The sequence below is a fragment of the Hydrogenophaga sp. genome, from assembly GCF_011390835.1.
Lineage (GTDB): Bacteria > Pseudomonadota > Gammaproteobacteria > Burkholderiales > Burkholderiaceae_C > Hydrogenophaga.
Map to the genome: position 1 here is coordinate 58882 of NZ_JAABRQ010000015.1, position 17288 is coordinate 76169.

The following is a 17288-nucleotide window of genomic DNA, read 5'->3' on the forward strand; positions in this document are numbered from 1 at the left end:
AGAGCGCCGTCCGCTTCGGTAACCCAGTCAGGCGCAGGCCTGTGCTGCGCCCCTTCCCGTCCATCAGCCTGGTGTGGGTTCGTTTGATGAAAGAGTAGCCCCCACCTACAATCAACCATCGATCGGGAGAGACTGCGTTGAATCGCAGCGCCGAAGGAGCAACCGCCCCGGAAACTCTCAGGCAAAAGGACCGGTCGACGCATTGATCTCTGAAGAGCAGCCGGCTTCGTCAGTCGGCGCACCGCAGGAGCAAGCAGCGCCCGGGCGCGCTGTGAATCTCTCAGGTTCCAAACAGAGGGGGCGTGTGCCGCACATATTGCGTGGCGCACTCCACCCTTCTGACGCTTTGGAGCCTTTCCATGCAAAAGCAATCGATCGCCGTCATCGGCGGCGGCATCACCGGTGTCACCACCGCCTACGCGCTGGCCAAGTGCGGCTTTCAGGTCACCCTGTTCGAGCAGCACCGCTACGCTGCGATGGAAACCTCGTTCGCCAACGGCGGCCAGCTGTCGGCCTCCAACGCCGAGGTGTGGAACCACACGTCCACCATCCTCAAGGGCATGAAGTGGATGCTGAAGAACGATGCACCGCTGCTGGTCAACCCCAAGCCGAGCTGGCACAAGCTCTCGTGGTTCGCAGAGTTCATCGCCCAGATCCCGAGGTACGAGCAAAACACCATCGCCACCACCCAGCTGGCGATCGCCGCACGCAACCACCTGTTTGCCTGGGCCGAGGCTGAGGGCGTAGATTTTGATCTGAAGCGCCAGGGCGTCCTGCACATCTACCGCGACAAGAGAGGCTTCGATCACGCGACCAAGGTGTCCCGGCTGCTCGCGCAAGGCGGCCTGGAGCGACGCACCGTCACACCGCAAGAGATGCGCGCCATCGAGCCTACCCTGGCCGGCAACTATTACGGCGGCTTCTTCACCGAAAGCGACGCCACCGGCGACATCCACAAGTTCACCGTGGGTCTGGCCGCAGCCGCCCAGCGCTTGGGCGTGAACTGCCTCTATGGGCAAGACGTGCAGCGCCTGCACAGCGACGGCCAGCACGCCACCGTGGTATCCAAATACGACGCGGGTGAACACATGCACCGGTTCGACAGCCTCGTGGTCTGCGCCGGCACCACCAGCCGCGACCTGGCCGCGCAACTCGGCGACCGCGTGAACGTGTATCCGGTCAAGGGTTACTCCATCACCGTGAACCTGACCGACGAGCAGTGCCAGGGAGCCGCGCCCACCGTGAGCCTGCTCGACGACGAAACCAAGCTCGTCACCAGCCGCCTCGGCATCGACCGCTTCCGCGTCGCCGGAACAGCCGAATTCAACGGCGCCAACCGCGATATCCGGGCCGACCGCGTCCGCCCACTGACCGAATGGGTCAACCAGTGTTTCCCTGGCATCAATACACGTCAGGTGGTTCCCTGGGCCGGCCTGCGCCCCATGCTGCCCAACATGATGCCGCGCGTGGGTGCGGGCAAACGCCCCAACGTCTTCTACAACACCGGTCACGGCCACCTGGGCTGGACCCTAGCCGCCGTCACAGCCGACATGGTGGCCGAGCAGGTGCTGCAGTTCCACCGACAGATCGGCGGGCAAGCGAAGCCGGCCGCCGTCATCGCCCGGCGGCCAGGGCCATTCGTTGCCCCGTAAGATCGACCGGTGAACACAACGCCAGCCGCCAGCCCCAGCCATGCCTTGCGCGTGCTGAGCCTCATCCCGCCGATGACCCAGCTCAACACGCCCTACCCGTCAACCGCCTACCTCACTGGTTTTCTGCGCTCGCGCGGCATCGACGCGGTGCAGGACGACCTGGCGCTGGCGCTGGTGTTGCACGTGTTCACGCCAGCCGGACTGGAGGCAGTGAAGAGGCGCGCGCTGGAGCAGCCCGAGGCGGAGCGTTCGGCCAGCGTGCATGCGTTTCTCGACCAGTTCGCTGCCTACTGCGCCACCATCGGCCCGGTGATCCGCTTCCTGCAAGGCGGGGACTCCACCCTGGCGCACCGCATCGCCGCGCGCGGCCTGCTGCCCGAAGGACCACGTTTCGCCGCGTTGGATGTGTACGAAGACGTTGAGCTGGGCGATGGCGGCGGTGAGGATCCGCTGGCCTGGGCCTTTGGCGCCTTGGGCGTGCAGGACAAGGCTCGCCACCTCGCCACGCTGTACCTGAATGACCTCGCTGATGTGCTGCGCGACGCGGTGGACGAACGCTTTGAATTCGTGCGCTACGCAGAGTCGCTGGCCAGCAGCCAGCCCACCTTCGAGCCCCTGGCGACGGCGCTGGCTGCTCCCCCTACGCTGATCGACGATTGGCTGGCCGAGCTCACGCGGGCCACGGTGGAGCAGCACAAGCCCACATTGGTGTTGCTCTCGGTGCCCTTTCCTGGCTCGGTCTACGCCGCGCTGCGCATGGGCCAGACCATCAAGACTACGTTCCCGGACGTGAAGATCGCGCTCGGCGGCGGTTATGTGAACACCGAGCTGCGCGAACTCGCCGAACCGCGCGTGTTCGACTTCGTGGACTACGTGACGCTCGATTCCGGCGAGCGCCCGCTGCTCTCGTTGATCGAACACCTGAGCGGTCAGCGCGGACCGCAGCGACTCTTGCGCACCTTTGTGCGCAACAGCGAAGGCAAGGTGAAGTACATCAATCTCACCGAGCCCGACATCCCGTTCGAAGACGTGGGCACCGCAACCTGGGACGGCTTACCGCTCGCAAAGTACCTGAGCCTTCTCGACATGCTCAACCCCATGCACCGCCTGTGGAGCGACGGCCGCTGGAATAAGCTCACCGTGGCCCACGGCTGCTATTGGAAGAAGTGCAGCTTCTGCGACGTGAGCCTGGACTACATCGGGCGCTACGAGACCGCCACCGCAGAAAAGCTGGCCGACCGCATCCAGCGCATCGTGGAGGAGACCGGCCAGACCGGCTTTCACTTCGTCGACGAAGCCGCGCCGCCCAAAGCGCTCAAGGCGCTGGCGCAAGAGCTGATTCGTCGCGATTTGCAGATCAGCTGGTGGGGCAACATTCGGTTCGAGAAAACCTTCACGCCCGAGCTGGCCGAGCTGCTGGCGCAAAGCGGCTGCATCGCCATGAGCGGCGGGCTGGAGGTGGCGAGCGACCGGTTGCTGACCCTGATGAAAAAAGGCGTGAGCGTGGAGCAGGTGGCGCGCGTGACCAAGGGTTTTTCCGACGCCGGCATTCTGGTGCACGCCTACCTGATGTACGGCTTCCCCACGCAGACCGTGCAAGACACGGTGGACGCCCTCGAATACGTGCGCCAGCTGTTCGAACACGGGTGCATTCAGAGCGGCTTCTTCCACCGCTTCAGCTGCACCGTGCACTCACCGGTCGGTCAAAACCCGGCGGACTACGGCGTGCAACTCATCCCGCTGCCGCCCATCACCTTCGCCAAGAACGACATCGGATTTGTCGATCCCTCAGGCGTCGACCACGATGCATTGGGCATCGGCCTGCGCAAGGCGCTCTACAACTACATGCACGGCCTGTGCGTGGAAGACGATGTGCGGCGCTGGTTTGAACACCTGCCGGGCAAGGTGCCCAAGCCCACCGTGAGCCGGCACAAGATCGGCAAGGCGCTGCAGCAGCGCCCTTGAAACCGGCGCACCGGCTCAGCCGGCTGCGATCTGGCGCAAGGCCTGTTCAAACACCGCCGCCGGCTGGCCGCCGGAAATCAGGTGGCGGTCGTTGATGATGACGGCAGGCACCGAGTGGATGCCGTGGCTGGTCCAGAATTGCTCGCGCTCGCGCACCTCGGCAGCAAATTCGTCGCTGGCCAGGATGTCACGGGCTCGCTCGGCGTCCAGCCCCACCGAGTCGACGGCAGCGGCCAGCACCTCGGGGGAGGACATGTTTTCAGCCCGGCCGTGGCAAGCGGCCAGCAGCGCCTTCTTCAGCGCGTACTGCTGGCCCGGGTCGCCTTCCACCTCGGCCCAGTGCAGCAGACGGTGGGCGTCAAAGGTGTTCCACACGCGGCCACGGCCTTCGGCCTTGAAGGTGAAGCCCACTTCGGCGCCGCGCTGGCGGATGGTCTCGCGGATCTGCGACTGCTGCGCTGGCGTGGAGCCGTACTTCTGCGTCAGGTGTTCGCTCGCGTCCTGGCCCTCGGGCGCCATTTGAGGGTTGAGCTCGAACGGCTGGAAATGCAGGTCGGCGCTCACGGTGCCCTGCAGGTTGTGCAGAGCTTGTTCCAGTGCGCCCAGTCCAACGGCGCACCAGGGGCAGGTAACGTCGGACACAAAATCGATTTTGAGTGAAGTGGTCATCGTCAGATGGTAGGCAAGTTCGCGCAACTCTGCTGGGCGACAATGGCGATTTGCCGCCACACGCCACCATGACCGACCGCTATGCCGTCATCGGCCACCCCATCGCCCACAGCCAGTCGCCGCGCATCCACAGCCTGTTTGCCCAGGCCACAGGGCAGGCGATGGCCTACACCGCCATCGAAGCGCCGCTGGACGGTTTCGCAGATACCGTGCGCAGTTTCATGGCAGAAGGTGGACGCGGCGTGAACGTCACGCTGCCGTTCAAACTGCAGGCTTTTCAGATCGCGACCGACCCGATGGAGAGCGCCCGGCTGGCAGGTGCGGCCAACGCGCTGCGCTTTGAAGGCGACCGTATCCGGGCCGAAAACTTCGACGGTGTCGGCCTGGTGCGCGACATTCAACACAACCTGGCCATGCCGCTGGCGGGCAGGCGCGTGCTGATCTGCGGCGCGGGCGGTGCCACGCGCGGCGCGCTGCTGCCGCTGGCGCAATGCCGACCCGCTGTGCTCGCGGTGGCCAACCGCACCGCCGACACTGCTCACCAGCTGCGGCGCGACTTTGCTGCCCGCATCGATCTGCAGACCGGTGGCTACGACAGCCTGCCGGGTGAGACGTTTGACGTGGTGATCAACGCCACCTCCACCGGCCTGTCACAAACCCCGCTGCCCTTGCCCGCTGGCCTGTTTGCGTCAGGCGCGCTGGCCTATGAAATGGTCTATGGCAAAGGGCTCACCCCGTTCCTGCGACAGGCGCAGGCCGCTGGCGTGACCCGCCTGGCCGACGGCGTGGGCATGCTCGTGGAACAGGCGGCCGAGGCCTTCGACTGGTGGCGCGGCGTGCGCCCGGCCACGGCGCCAGTCATCCAGCAGCTCACTGTGTCATTGGCCTGAGCCGGCGCTTCGGCTTGCATCAGCGCGGAGCAAGTCGCTGGACACCAGGCTGACCATCGCGGGGCCACACCTATACTTGTGCAGCACCGACACCAGACCGCCACAGGCCACCGCCATGAAGACCCTGCTCATCCTCAACGGACCCAACCTCAACCTGCTGGGCACGCGCGAGCCTGCCGTTTACGGCGCGACCACCTTGGCCGATCTGCAGGCGCGCTGCGAGGCCGATGGCCAGCGACTCGGGCTTGCGGTCGAGTGCTTTCAGAGCAACCATGAAGGCGCGCTGATCGACCAGATCCACGAAGCCGGCCGGCGCTTCGCGACCGGCGAGTTGGTGGGCGTTGTCTTCAACCCCGGCGCCTTCACCCACACCTCGGTGGCGCTGTTCGACGCCATTCAGGGTGTCAAGCCCCTGCCGGTGATCGAAGTGCACATCTCCAACGTGCACGCGCGTGAACCTTTCCGCCACCATTCCTACGTGTCGCCCGCTGCCGCTGGCATCGTGGTGGGGTTCGGCATAGATGGCTACCGGCTCGCCATCGAAGGCCTGGCGTGCCAGGCTGCCGCCGCCTGAGTCCTCCGCGCGACAGCAGCGGGCGGTGATGGCGCGGCCGCGCGCCGCACAATCGCCCGGTGCAAACGCGTCACTTCCTGCAACTGCTGGGCCTCTCGGCCTTGTGGGGCGCTTCGTTCATGTTTTTGCGCATCGCCAGTCCGGTGATGGGCCCCTGGGTGCTCGCCGGTCTGCGGCTGGCGCTGGCGGCCGCCACGCTAGCGATCATCATGCGGCTGCTGCGCCACGACTGGCCTTGGACCCACTGGCGCGAGCTGCTGATGCTCGGTGCGCTGTCTACCGCCCTGCCTTTTCTGCTATTTGCCTGGGCCGCGCTGCGCTTGCCAGCCGGCTACAGCGCCCTGCTCAACACCACGGCAGTGCTGTTCGGTACGCTGGCCTCGGCCTGGTTTCATGAGGACACGCTGACGCGGCGCAAGCTGATCGGCTGCCTCTGTGGCTTCCTGGGTGTGGCCCTGATCGTGCGCCTGGGGCCAGTCCGGCCTGACGCGGCTACCCTGGCCGCCGCGCTGGCTTGCGTGACCGCCGCAGCGTGCTACGGCATCGCCACGCCGCTGATGAAACGCGCCACCACGCGCATGCAGCCATTGGCGATCGCAGCCGGCATCCACGTCCTGTCGCTGCCGCTGGTGCTGCCCGGTGCGCTGTGGTCGCTGCCGCAGGCCACCTTCACGCCCGGTGCACTTGCGGCGGTCGCGGTGCTGGGCGTCGTCACCTCGGGCCTGGCCTACTGGGGCCACCTGCGCATCATCCGCCAGGTGCCACCGGTGGCAGCCATGAGCCCGGCTTTCATGATTCCGGTGTTCGGCGTCACCTGGGGCCATGTGTTCCTGGGTGAAGCGCTGTCGCCTGGCATTTTTGCCGGTGGTGCGCTGGTGCTGCTCGCCACCGCGCTGGTCACGGGCTTCAACCCGCTGCGGCGCCCTGCGCTTGCCACCACTGCGCCCTGAGCGCACACAACAGCGCCACCGCAGCGCAGGCCGCCGCCAGCCAGAACACGCTGGCCAGGCCGAGCGCCGAACTCAGCAGGCCGCCAGCGACACCACCGATCACCCCCGGCAGGCCGTAACCCACCACGGTGTACAAGGCCTGTCCGCGCCCGCGCAGGCGGCCCGGAAAGTGGTGCGACAGCAAGGCGATACAGGCGGTGTGGTGCGCGGCGAAGGTAATGGCGTGCAGGGCCTGCGCGAACAGCAAGGCTGGCCACACCAGCGGCAGGCCAGCGGTGAGTCCCATGCGCAAGACCATGAGCGCTGCGGCCAGCACCAGCCAGCCAGTGAGCGAGAAACGCGGCAGCCAGCGCCCCTGGCTGAAGAACCAGCCGATCTCGATCACCACCGACACCGCCCAAAGCAGCCCGATCACGGTCTTGCTGTAGCCCAGCGCATCGAGGTAGAGCGACAGGAATACGTAAATGAAGATGTGCGCCAGCACGTGGCAGAACACCGCGGCAAAGAACCAGCGCACTGGCGGCTGACGCAGCACCGGCCAGATGTCGGGGTGGCGCTCGTCGGCGTGCGGCGTCTCTTTGAAGTCGGGCAGCAGCCACACGCTGACCACCACCGCGCTCAGGGTGAGCAGCGTCCAGGCCGGGAAATACCCGAGACCAAAGCGCTCGAACCACCAGCCTGCGATGACCACCGTCACCAGAAAACCCAGCGAACCCCATAGCCGCACGCGGCCATAGCGTTTGGCGTCGAACGCACCGCCGTGGCTCACCAGCTGCGCCAGCGCCGCCTCGCTCATTGGCATCATGGCGCTGGTGTGGGTGAACATCAGCAACAGCACAACGAACAGCGCAACGCCGCCGAGCGGAAACCACAACGCGAAAGACAACAGCAGCGCTACCGTGGCGCCATACCGCAGCAGCTTTACGCGCTCGCCGGTACGATCGCTCAGAGTGCCCCAGGCGTAGGGTGCAAACAGCCGAGTGGCCGATTGCACCGAGGTCAGCACGGCGATAGCGACCAGGCCAAAACCGAGCTCCTTGAGCCACAGGGGCAGGTAGGGATTGAAAAACCCGATGTGAGCGAAGTAGCTGGCCGACAACGCGGCGAACGGCAACAGGCGCTGGTCCTCACCCGCAGACCGGTCCGATGCCGCTGTGTCTGGCGGCGGATGCCCGGGCAGGCTCACACCGGCTTCTGACGGCTGGGATCGCTCCAGAGCACGCCCCCGCTGGCCCAGTTGGATTTGGGTACATCGGTGATGAGCACGTCCACCGAGTCGGGCGAGCCGCCCAAAGTGCTCACCGTGGCCTCGGTGATGGCTTTGACGAAGGCCTGTTTCTGCTCGGCTGTGCGGCCTTCGAACATGTCAACGCGGATGGTGGGCATGGGGGTGACTTTCTAACGGGGTCAAGGGGAAGCGCCAAGCAGCCCGCTAACGCCAGCGGGCGGACTTCACTCAAGCCAAATGGTCTGGGGCCCGCCCGGCAATCGGCGCCAGCGGCGGTACCACGTCACCACACTGCGCGCGGTGGCGCAACGCGTGGTCCATCACCACCAGCGCCAGCAGCGCTTCGATGATGGGCGTGGCGCGGATGCCCACACAGGGGTCGTGTCGACCCTTGGTGATGAGCTCGGTGGGCTGGCCTTCAGTATCGATGGATTCGCGCGGGATCAGGATGGAGCTGGTGGGCTTGATGGCGATTGACACATCCAGGTCCTGCCCGGTGCTGATGCCACCGAGCACACCGCCGGCGTTGTTGCCTAAAAATCCAACTGGCGTGAGCGAGTCACCGTGGGTGCTGCCACGCTGCGTGACGCTGGCAAAACCGGCGCCGATCTCCACACCCTTGACCGCATTCAAGCCCATCATGGCGTAGGCGATATCGGCGTCGAGCTTGTCGTACAGCGGTTGACCCAAGCCCACCGGCATGTGCTGCGCCGTCACGCGCAGGCGCGCGCCGCAGGAGTCGCCACTTTTGCGCAGCGCTTCCATGTAGGTCTCCAGCGCCGACACATCGGCCACCGGCGCAAAAAACGGATTGTGCGCCACGTGGTCCCAGCTCTCGAAGCCAATCACCTCGTCGCCGATCTGCGTCATGCAGCCCTGAAAGGTGGTGCCAAACTGTTCCTTCAGCCACTTGCGCGCCACCGCGCCCGCTGCCACGGTCGGCGCGGTCAGGCGCGCCGAGCTGCGGCCACCGCCGCGCGGATCGCGGATGCCGAATTTCTGCCAGTAGGTGTAGTCGGCATGGCCGGGACGGAAGGTCTGGACGATGTTGCCGTAGTCCTTGCTGCGCTGATCGGTGTTGCGGATCAGCAGGGCAATCGGTGTGCCGGTGGTCTTGCCCTCGTACACGCCCGAGAGGATTTCCACGGCGTCGGGCTCGTTGCGCTGGGTCACGAACTTGGAGGTGCCGGGCCGGCGGCGATCGAGCTCCACCTGAATATCGGCTTCGCACAGCGCCATGCCGGGCGGGCAACCGTCGATCACGCAGCCAATGGCCGGGCCGTGGGACTCACCAAAATTGGTGACGCAGAACAAGGTGCCGAAGGTGTTGCCGCTCATATGCGGTGGATTATCCCAGACCGCCTGCTGCGCACGGGCGCGAAGCTCAGGCACCAGGGCGCTGCTTGTCGCCCGGCTGCGGACGGCTTGACGAACCGCCGAGGCCATGCAGACCAGGAGTTCGCATGCTCGCGGGCCATGGAACACCTTGTGTTTTGCGCTGCACCACAGCAAATCCACTGACACTTTCCGCAGGAGCCCACCATGCTGGACAGAACCACAACCTTGTTTTCCCACGTCAAGTCCACCGACACCAACTACCGACCCGGTGGCCTGCGCGACTTCATTCTTTACCGGGATCTGGGCATCGCCGAGGCCGCCCAAGGCAAGGTGATTGCCCACCTGGTGAAGGCCAACCAACCGCCGGACCAGGGCACCGGCTGGCACCCCCAGGAGGCCTACTTCATGATCAAGGGCTGGGCCAAGTTCATGTACGAAGTTCAGGCGGCGCTGGTGCAGGCAGGCGACTGCGAGCGCCAGCGCCCGGGCATCCGCCACCTCCTTTTCGACTACTCACCCGACGAGGAGTACCTGGAGATCGTCTCTCCAGCCGACTTCAAACCGGTGGACATCGAGACACCCGCCTGCCAGGTGCCCGACCCCACACCCTGGCCAAGTCATGATGGTTAATGCGCCGGGATTGCCGCCACCCAAGCCCATCAAGGCACCGCAGACTGTTGACGACACTCAAGAAAACGTCCCAGATTTCGGGACATTTCGCACGGGGCCTTCAGACTCTCAAGGTACGTTGGATTCGCTCTTGCCCGTCTCTTCCTCCGGCCAGTCGCGGATGTAGGCCTTGAGCATCTTGTTCTCGAAGTTCTGGCTGTCGACCACGGCGCGCGCCACGTCATAAAAGCTGATCACACCCATGAGCATGCGGTTGTCCATCACCGGCATGTAACGGGTGTGGCGCTCCAGCATGAGCGGGCGAACTTCGTCTAGCTCTGTCGACGGGGTGCAGCTGATCGGGTGGTCGTCCATCACCGCGCGCACCGTCTTATTGCCCACGGTCCCGCCATTGCTGGAGAGGGTGTGGATGAGCTCGCGGAAGGTGAGCATGCCCACAAGTTCCCCATGCTCCATGACCGCAAGTGAACCGATGTCGTACCCAGCCATGGTGTCCACCGCCTGGCTCAGGGCGTCGTTGGGGTGGCAGGTGTAGAGCGTTCCGCCTTTCACGCGCAGGATGTCGCTGACTCGCATGGCTGTTCTCCTCGGTGTGCTGCTGTCGCCAGCCGGGCTGGCATGCAAAGGAATATAGCCCACAATAATCCCCAATCCCGCTGGCTGCAAGCCGGTGAAAACGCGATCCTCCACAGGAGACACTCCCCATGCCCGGTTATTCCGACCCCGGCTTCGACACGCTGGCACTGCACGCTGGCGCCACGCCCGACGCTTCCGGCGCGCGCGCTGTGCCGATCCACCTCTCCACCTCCTTCGTCTTCGAGTCCACAGATCACGCCGCCGCGCTCTTCAACCTGGAGCGTGCTGGTCACGTTTACAGCCGCATCAGCAACCCGACCAATGCGGTGTTCGAACAGCGCATGGCGGCGCTGGAAGGCGGCATCGGCGCCATCAGCACCGCCAGCGGCCAGGCCGCGCTGCACCTGGCGGTGGCCACGCTAATGGGCGCAGGTTCGCACATCGTCGCCAGCACGGCGCTCTATGGCGGCAGCCAGAACCTGCTGCACTACACGCTGCGCCGCTTCGGCATCGAGACCACGTTCGTGAAGCCAGGCGATATCGACGGCTGGAAGGCCGCCGTACGGTCCAACACCAAGCTCTTTTTTGGCGAAACCGTGGGCAACCCGGGGCTGGACGTGCTGGACATCCCGACCGTGGCGCAGATCGCGCACGAAGCAAAAGTTCCGCTGCTGGTGGACTCCACGCTCACCACTCCCTACCTCATCCAGCCGCTGGCGCACGGCGCCGACATCGTCTACCACTCGGCCACCAAGTTCCTCAGTGGGCACGGCACCGTGATCGGTGGTGTGCTGGTGGACGGTGGCAGTTTTGATTGGGAGAAGTCGGGCCAGTTTCCCGAGCTCACCGAAGCCTACGAGGGCTTTCACAACATGGTGTTCAGCGAAGAGAGCACGGTGGGCGCCTTCCTGCTGCGAGCGCGCCGCGAGGGCCTGCGCGACTTTGGTGCCTGCCTGAGCCCCCACAGCGCCTGGCTGATCTTGCAAGGCATCGAAACGCTGTCGCTGCGCATGGAGCGACACATGGCCAACACCGAAAAGGTGGTGCAGTTTCTGGCCAGCCACTCTGTGGTGAGCCGCGTGGGTCATCCCTTGCTGGAGAGCCACCCCAGCCACGCGCTGGCCAACCAGCTGTTGCGTCATGGCGCCAAGGGGGCGGGCGCGGTTTTCAGCTTTGACATCAAGGGTTCGCGCGAACAAGGCAAGGCTTTCATCGAAGCGCTTAAGATCTTCAGCCACCTAGCCAACGTGGGCGATTGCCGCTCGCTGGTGATCCACCCCGCCAGCACCACCCATTTCCGCATGAGCGACGAAGCTCTGGCCGGCGCGGGCATTGGCCCTGGCACGATTCGATTGTCGATTGGGCTGGAGGACGCGGACGATCTGGTTGATGATTTGAAGCGCGCGCTCAAAGCCGCCGAGAAAGCGGGAGCCTGAGCATGTACCTCAACGTCAACGGCGCCCAGACCTACTGCTACACCGGCGGCAAAGCCTTCGATGCCACCAGGCCCACGGTGGTTTTCATCCACGGTGTGCTCAATGACCACAGTGTGTGGATTCTGCAAAGCCGCTACCTGGCGAACCACGGCTGGAACGTGCTCGCGATCGACCTGCCAGGTCATTGCAAGAGCAGCGGCGAAGCTCCCGCCACCGTGGAGGCCGCCGCCGATTTTGTGGCCGCGCTGCTTGATGCCGCCCATGTCAAGCAAGCGGCGCTGGTCGGCCACAGCTGGGGCTCGCTGATTGCGCTCGAAGCCGCCGCGCGCATGAAGGATCGCGTGAGTCACCTGGTGCTGGTCGGCACGGCGTATCCCATGAAGGTCTCGCCGGCCCTCATCGAAGCTTCAAAGAACGCGTCGATGAAGGCGATCGAAATGATCAACGTGTTTTCCCGCAGCACCTTGGCTGCGCCACCCTCGGCGCTGGGACCGGGCACCTGGGTGTTTGGCACCAACACGGCACTGAACCGGCGCGTGCTCGCGAGCAACACCGAGGTCAATGTGTTCCACCGCGGTTTCGTGGCCTGCGATACCTACGCCCACGGCGAGCAGGCAGCGGCAGCCATCACCTGCCCGGTGCTGTTCCTGCTGGGCACGCAAGACCAGATGACCCCGCCGCGCGCCGCGCAAACCCTGATCGAAACGGCGCGCCAGGCTGGCCAATCGGTGCAGGTGGTGCGGGTGCCAGTGGGCCATCATCAGATGACCGAGGCTCCCGATGAGACGCTGGCGGCGATTCGAGATTTCTTGAAAACATGAAGGCTTCAGCCAATGAAGCACTGAGCCTTGCCGAGGTGTCCCGGGTAGTGGAAATGGCCTGGGAGGACCGCACGCCCTTCGAAGCCATCGAGCGCCAGTTTGGGCTCAACGAATCGGCCGTGGTGGCGCTAATGCGCCGCACTCTGAAATCGCGCTCATTCAAGATGTGGCGCGAGCGCATGGCGGGCCGGGTCACCAAACACGCCAGCTTGCGGCACCCTCGGACACAGAGGCACCGCGCCAGCCACACACGCCAGGCTTAGCGGTGGCGTCACCGGAATGTCTCCGGGTTGAGCCTGTGGCCAGGTTTGTCAAGCTGCCGCTGCGGATGTGCACGAGCATGTGGCATCCCCTGATACGTGCTCTGACACGCACCCGGGTGTGCGGCACTCGTAGCGTCATGATGTAGCTGCTCAAACGGCGAAGCGTGGGGAAACAGGCGCTGCAAAGCGGCTCTCACCTGGGTCAGCCGTGGGTCGTGGCCATGCGCGTCATCGGTGGTGTCGTTGACGCAAAAGAAGTCCAGCTGACCATTGGCGGTCACCAGCGCAGCGAGTGGATCTGACGGGTCGTTCTCTCCCGTGGCCAGGTAGAGGTGTGCGTAGTCCCGGATTCGGGCCAACCCATGAGCCAGCGCCCAGCGCAGCACAAAGTCAGACACCAGCGTCGGGTTGTCCCAGCTTCGGAACACGCCTGATCGCACGCGTTCAAACAACTCGGGCGCCTCGTCTTCAAGCCGCCAAAGAAGCGACTTGAGCATGGGGCGTGGCGAGTGGGCAAAAGTGCGTGGCGTGTGGCGATAGTCGGCTTGCGCGAGGGATGGCAGCCCGCTCAGCCACTGGGCCGACAGGCGGCTGGCGTTTTCCAGCGAGTTGTCCCCGGGTCGCATCGGTCCTTCGTCCACCTCCCGATCATCCGACCAGGCCACATAAAACCCATCTGGCCAGAACCAGTGGTCCAGCCGCACCGGAGCGCCAAAAAACACGTCGTCGTTGAGGTAAAAATAGCGCTCGGACAGCCCGGGAATGCGGTGGATGTAGGACTCGATGTTGCCGGAATCGAAGGTGGGCAGGCGGTGGGCGGGCAACAGGTCCTGGTGGCAGATCACCGTAAGGCGGCTGGAGGCGCGAAGCCAGGGCGGTGTCTGGCCATCGGTGACGATGTACACATGACCATGGTCAGGAAAAAACCGCTCCAGCGCACGCAGGCTGTAGCGCAGTTCGTCGTTGTCCCGAAAGCGCCCTTCCACATTGCCGTAGGGCGCCATAGACTGTGTCTCAGTGGTTCCCAGGCGCAAGGCCGCGGCGTGCCGTTTGGCGCGCCACATAGGATCGCTGCCATCCACCCACAGATAAACAATGTCAATGGCGGGGTCGGCATCAAGGGCATTCATGACTCAATACGGGCGCAGAAAAAAGAAAGAGGTCTTGAGCACAGGAACGCAATCAGACCGACAAGCGGGGGCGACAAGTCTATGGTGGTTCGGGTTCATGGGCGTCCTCCAGGGTGATTGGCGTGGCACCAGGTTGTGCGTGCCCACCTTGGAACACAGAGCGAGGCGGCCGTCACTTGGTTGCGTTCAAGGCACTTAGCGCTGCCAGAATGGCAACATGACTACCGCCATTGCCCTCCAAGCCATCACGCCGGACATGGCTGCTAATCGCGCCCAGGCCATTGCCGCCACCTTTGACCTGCGCGCCCTGCCCGCCGACTTTCTGGCCAACCCCTACCCCGTCTACGACGCGCTGCGCGAGACCGATCCGGTGCGCCACATGCCCGACGGCTCGTATTTCCTCACCCGCTGCGCCGACCTTGTCGCCGTGTATCGGGATGCGCAGACCTTCAGCTCGGACAAGCAGGTCGAGTTCGCGCCCAAGTACGGCACCGGTTCACCGCTCTTCCAGCACCACACCACCAGCCTGGTATTCAACGATCCGCCGCTGCACACCCGGGTGCGCAAACTGATCATGGGTGCGCTCACCCGGCGCGCCATCGCCGACATGGAACCTGGTCTGGTAACCCTGGTCGACGAGCTGCTGGACAAGATCGAGGAACAAGGCGGCGGTGACCTGATCGAGGACTTTGCCTCCGCCATTCCGGTGGAAATCATCGGCAACCTGCTCGGCGTTCCACACGCCGAGCGCGGGCCGCTGCGCGACTGGTCGCTCGCCATCCTGGGCGCGCTCGAACCGGTGCTCACCCCCCAACAGCAGGCGCTCGGCGACCAAAGCGTGACCGAGATGCTGGAATACCTGCGGGGTCTCGTCGCGCAGCGGCGCCAGCGACCAGGCGACGCCGAGCGCGATGTGCTCACCCGCCTGATCCAGGGTGAGGTCGATGGCGAGCGCCTGAGCGAAATCGAGTTGCTGCAAAACTGCATCTTCATGCTCAACGCGGGCCATGAGACCACCACAAACCTGATCGGCAATGCGCTGATCTGTCTGCAGGAGCATCCCGCCCAGCGCATCGCCTTGACTGGTGCGCTGCAGGGGAGCGCCAGCGACGCCGCAGCGCAAGAGGCGCTGCTCATGCTGGCAGTTGACGAGTTCCTGCGCTTTGAGTCATCCAACCAGTTGGGCAACCGGCGCGCGCTCCAGGCGACACGGATCGGCGATGTGGACCTGCCCGCGGGCGCGCTGGTCACGCTGGGCATTGGGGCGGCCAACCGCGACCCAGCGGTGTTTGATCAACCCGACGAACTGCGCCTGGACCGCGCAAACAACAGACACCTGGCTTTTGGCTTCGGCATCCACCAGTGCGCCGGCCTGAGCCTGGCGCGACTGGAGGGCCGCATCGCCATCGGCCGCTTCCTGCAACGCTTCCCCGGCTACCGCCTGACCGAGGCTCCCTTGCGCGGCGGCCGCGCACGCTTCCGAGGCTTCTTGCGCGCGCCGTTCGCCAGCGTCTAGACTGAATCCATCCACACGGAGACTGCCATGAACACCAGCAAAGCGCCCGTCACCGACGCCAGCCAGTTCCAAACCTTCGCCGAGTTCTATCCCTTCTACCTCGGTGAACACAGCGACCGCAACTGCCGCCGCATGCACTTCCTGGGCAGCTCCCTGGGTCTGGTGTGCTTGGGCCTGCTGGTCTGGACCGGCCAACCGCAATACCTCTTGTACGGCCTGCTGGCCGGCTACGCCTGTGCCTGGATCGGCCACTTCGTGTTCGAGAAGAACAAGCCTGCTAGCTTCAAGCGCCCGCTCTACAGCTTCATGGGCGACTGGGTCATGTACAAGGACATGTGGCTGGGCAAGGTCTCGCTCTGAGACTGCCCACCCCGCAGAACACTCACGCTTCGGGATTGCTGCCCAGCGCCTGAGCCAGGCTGAGCTGGGCCCAGCCACTGGCCTGCCACATGGCTTCGGTGTGCGACTCGCGTTTCAGCAGCAGCCGCTCGACCAAAGGGCTCAGCGGCGTGGTAGCGGGGTCGACCAGCAACACCCAGCGACCTTCTTCTTCGTCCAGACAGCCCGCCCAGTCGAGCTGGCGCAGCGCGCGCAATGGCTCTTCGAGCTGAAGCCCGTCGACCCGCAGCGCGCGCGCCAGCGTCTCCAGGTTCAAACCCCGCGTGCCTTCGGTCTCTGTGGATTTGGCGGCGTGTAGTTGAGCGGCCAGCTCTAGCGCAAGCTGGTAGTTCCAGCCCGGCGTGTCGCCGCGTCGTGCAATGCCGCTGAGCAAGCTGGGCAAGTAGGCTGTCACCACCGCGCCGAGCAGTACGATGACCCAGGCCAGGTAGATCCACACCAGCAGGATCGGCAAGCTGGCGAAGGTTCCGTACACCACCGAATAGGTGGGCACGGTGGACAGGTACCAGGCCAGCAGCTTCTTGGCCAACTCCAGGCCGCTGGCCACAAACAGCCCACCGATCAGCGCGTGGCTCCAGCGCACTCGGGTATTCGGCACGTAGCGGTAGAGCGCGGCGACACCGGTGGCCATGAGCACAAACTGGATCGTGTCCAGCAGCAGTTTCAGCTCGCCGGGCAAGGTCGTGACCAGGCCCGAAGAAGCCGACAAGGCGTACGAGGTCACCGACAGACTGCCCGCGAGGAACAGCGGGCCCAGCGTGAGCACGGCCCAATAGACCAGCACACGCTGGGTCAGCGGCCGGCTTTCGCGCACCCGCCAGATGTCGTTGAGCTTGCGGTCAATGGTCAGGATCAGCGCCAGCGCGGTGATCAGCAGCACCAACGCACCAGCCCAGCCCATCTGCCCGGCCTTGGCCGCGAACTGGTTGAGGTAGCTCAACACCTGCTTGGCGATGTTCTCGGGCACCAGGCTCTGCACCAGCCAGCGCTGCAAATTTGACTGCAGGCGCGCAAACATGGGAAAGGCGCTGAAGATGGCCAGCGCCACTGTGAACAGCGGCACCATCGAAATGGTGGTGGTGAAAGTGAGGCTGCTGGCGGTCACGCCCAGCCGGTCTTCTCGGAAACGCTCGCGCAGTGTCACAGCCGTGTTCCGCCAGGGGAAATTCAGCGTGTCGTGCCACAAGGTGCGCAGCAGGGTTTCCAGTTGCTGCCGGCGTTCGAGCAGGGTCATCCCGGTATCATCCCAGA

General features: G+C 64.9%; 18 protein-coding genes and 1 riboswitch. Of the genes, 11 read left to right on the forward strand and 7 right to left on the reverse strand.

What is annotated here, in order from left to right; all coding sequences use genetic code 11:
- Nucleotides 1-113: 113 nt before the first annotated feature.
- A riboswitch (glycine riboswitch) is annotated at nucleotides 114-203 on the forward strand.
- 156 nt (nucleotides 204-359) lie between these two features.
- The gene (locus GPT34_RS10600; protein ID WP_291012002.1) at nucleotides 360-1652 is read left to right on the forward strand and encodes a D-amino acid dehydrogenase; all 1293 of its coding nucleotides are present in this window, start codon (nucleotides 360-362) and stop codon (nucleotides 1650-1652) included.
- 72 nt (nucleotides 1653-1724) lie between these two features.
- Nucleotides 1725-3617, forward strand: coding sequence for a B12-binding domain-containing radical SAM protein (locus GPT34_RS10605; protein WP_291012088.1), 1893 nt, complete (start codon nucleotides 1725-1727; stop codon nucleotides 3615-3617).
- A gap of 15 nt (nucleotides 3618-3632) precedes the next feature.
- Here the strand turns inward: GPT34_RS10605 and GPT34_RS10610 are convergent, their stop codons facing one another.
- The gene (locus tag GPT34_RS10610; RefSeq protein ID WP_291012005.1) at nucleotides 3633-4286 is read right to left on the reverse strand and encodes a DsbA family oxidoreductase; all 654 of its coding nucleotides are present in this window, start codon (nucleotides 4284-4286) and stop codon (nucleotides 3633-3635) included.
- A gap of 68 nt (nucleotides 4287-4354) precedes the next feature.
- Here GPT34_RS10610 and aroE point away from each other — a divergent pair, with 68 nt between their 5' ends.
- The 3 genes from aroE to GPT34_RS10625 all read left to right on the forward strand — a co-directional run bounded on the left by aroE (nucleotide 4355) and on the right by GPT34_RS10625 (nucleotide 6700).
- Nucleotides 4355-5176, forward strand: a complete 822-nt coding sequence (gene aroE / locus GPT34_RS10615; RefSeq protein ID WP_291012007.1) for a shikimate dehydrogenase — start codon at nucleotides 4355-4357, stop codon at nucleotides 5174-5176.
- A gap of 115 nt (nucleotides 5177-5291) precedes the next feature.
- Nucleotides 5292-5750 carry a type II 3-dehydroquinate dehydratase gene (gene aroQ / locus GPT34_RS10620; protein WP_291012009.1) on the forward strand — a complete coding sequence of 153 codons (459 nt, stop codon included), beginning with the start codon at nucleotides 5292-5294 and terminating at the stop codon, nucleotides 5748-5750.
- 59 nt (nucleotides 5751-5809) lie between these two features.
- Complete coding sequence (locus GPT34_RS10625; RefSeq protein ID WP_291012011.1) at nucleotides 5810-6700, forward strand: DMT family transporter; 891 nt, start codon at nucleotides 5810-5812, stop codon at nucleotides 6698-6700.
- On the opposite strand, the gene GPT34_RS10630 is transcribed toward GPT34_RS10625, so the two are convergent.
- From GPT34_RS10630 to aroC, 3 genes are all read right to left on the reverse strand, one after another.
- Nucleotides 6657-7880, reverse strand: a complete 1224-nt coding sequence (locus GPT34_RS10630; protein ID WP_291012092.1) for an MFS transporter — start codon at nucleotides 7878-7880, stop codon at nucleotides 6657-6659. The genes GPT34_RS10625 and GPT34_RS10630 overlap by 44 nt on opposite strands.
- Before the next feature lie 2 nt (nucleotides 7881-7882).
- Nucleotides 7883-8086, reverse strand: coding sequence for a 4-oxalocrotonate tautomerase (locus GPT34_RS10635; RefSeq protein ID WP_291012013.1), 204 nt, complete (start codon nucleotides 8084-8086; stop codon nucleotides 7883-7885).
- A gap of 70 nt (nucleotides 8087-8156) precedes the next feature.
- Nucleotides 8157-9266, reverse strand: a complete 1110-nt coding sequence (aroC, locus tag GPT34_RS10640; protein WP_291012015.1) for a chorismate synthase — start codon at nucleotides 9264-9266, stop codon at nucleotides 8157-8159.
- Between the two features lie 204 nt (nucleotides 9267-9470).
- Here aroC and GPT34_RS10645 point away from each other — a divergent pair, with 204 nt between their 5' ends.
- The gene (locus tag GPT34_RS10645) at nucleotides 9471-9896 is read left to right on the forward strand and encodes a cupin (RefSeq protein ID WP_291012017.1); all 426 of its coding nucleotides are present in this window, start codon (nucleotides 9471-9473) and stop codon (nucleotides 9894-9896) included.
- A 108-nt stretch (nucleotides 9897-10004) separates the two neighbouring features.
- Here the strand turns inward: GPT34_RS10645 and GPT34_RS10650 are convergent, their stop codons facing one another.
- Nucleotides 10005-10472 (reverse strand): CBS domain-containing protein, encoded by a 468-nt coding sequence (locus tag GPT34_RS10650; protein ID WP_291012019.1) that lies wholly within the window; start codon nucleotides 10470-10472, stop codon nucleotides 10005-10007.
- A 128-nt stretch (nucleotides 10473-10600) separates the two neighbouring features.
- Here GPT34_RS10650 and GPT34_RS10655 point away from each other — a divergent pair, with 128 nt between their 5' ends.
- From GPT34_RS10655 to GPT34_RS10665, 3 genes are read left to right on the forward strand one after another with little or no spacing between them, the layout of a single operon-like run.
- On the forward strand, nucleotides 10601-11908 hold the full coding sequence (locus GPT34_RS10655) for an O-acetylhomoserine aminocarboxypropyltransferase (RefSeq protein ID WP_291012021.1): 1308 nt from the start codon (nucleotides 10601-10603) through the stop codon (nucleotides 11906-11908).
- A gap of 2 nt (nucleotides 11909-11910) precedes the next feature.
- The gene (locus tag GPT34_RS10660; RefSeq protein WP_291012023.1) at nucleotides 11911-12729 is read left to right on the forward strand and encodes an alpha/beta hydrolase; all 819 of its coding nucleotides are present in this window, start codon (nucleotides 11911-11913) and stop codon (nucleotides 12727-12729) included.
- Nucleotides 12726-12992, forward strand: a complete 267-nt coding sequence (locus GPT34_RS10665; RefSeq protein ID WP_291012025.1) for a TIGR03643 family protein — start codon at nucleotides 12726-12728, stop codon at nucleotides 12990-12992. The genes GPT34_RS10660 and GPT34_RS10665 overlap by 4 nt, the downstream gene beginning before the upstream one ends.
- Nucleotides 12993-13000: 8 nt before the next feature.
- Here the strand turns inward: GPT34_RS10665 and GPT34_RS10670 are convergent, their stop codons facing one another.
- Nucleotides 13001-14122, reverse strand: coding sequence for a Stealth CR1 domain-containing protein (locus tag GPT34_RS10670; RefSeq protein ID WP_291012027.1), 1122 nt, complete (start codon nucleotides 14120-14122; stop codon nucleotides 13001-13003).
- A 217-nt stretch (nucleotides 14123-14339) separates the two neighbouring features.
- On the opposite strand from GPT34_RS10670, the gene GPT34_RS10675 reads away from it, so the two are divergent.
- On the forward strand, nucleotides 14340-15638 hold the full coding sequence (locus GPT34_RS10675; protein WP_291012029.1) for a cytochrome P450: 1299 nt from the start codon (nucleotides 14340-14342) through the stop codon (nucleotides 15636-15638).
- Nucleotides 15639-15665: 27 nt separating this feature from the next.
- Nucleotides 15666-15998, forward strand: a complete 333-nt coding sequence (locus tag GPT34_RS10680; RefSeq protein ID WP_291012031.1) for a DUF962 domain-containing protein — start codon at nucleotides 15666-15668, stop codon at nucleotides 15996-15998.
- Between the two features lie 22 nt (nucleotides 15999-16020).
- Here the strand turns inward: GPT34_RS10680 and GPT34_RS10685 are convergent, their stop codons facing one another.
- Nucleotides 16021-17271 (reverse strand): YihY family inner membrane protein, encoded by a 1251-nt coding sequence (locus tag GPT34_RS10685; protein ID WP_291012033.1) that lies wholly within the window; start codon nucleotides 17269-17271, stop codon nucleotides 16021-16023.
- Nucleotides 17272-17288 lie beyond the last annotated feature (17 nt).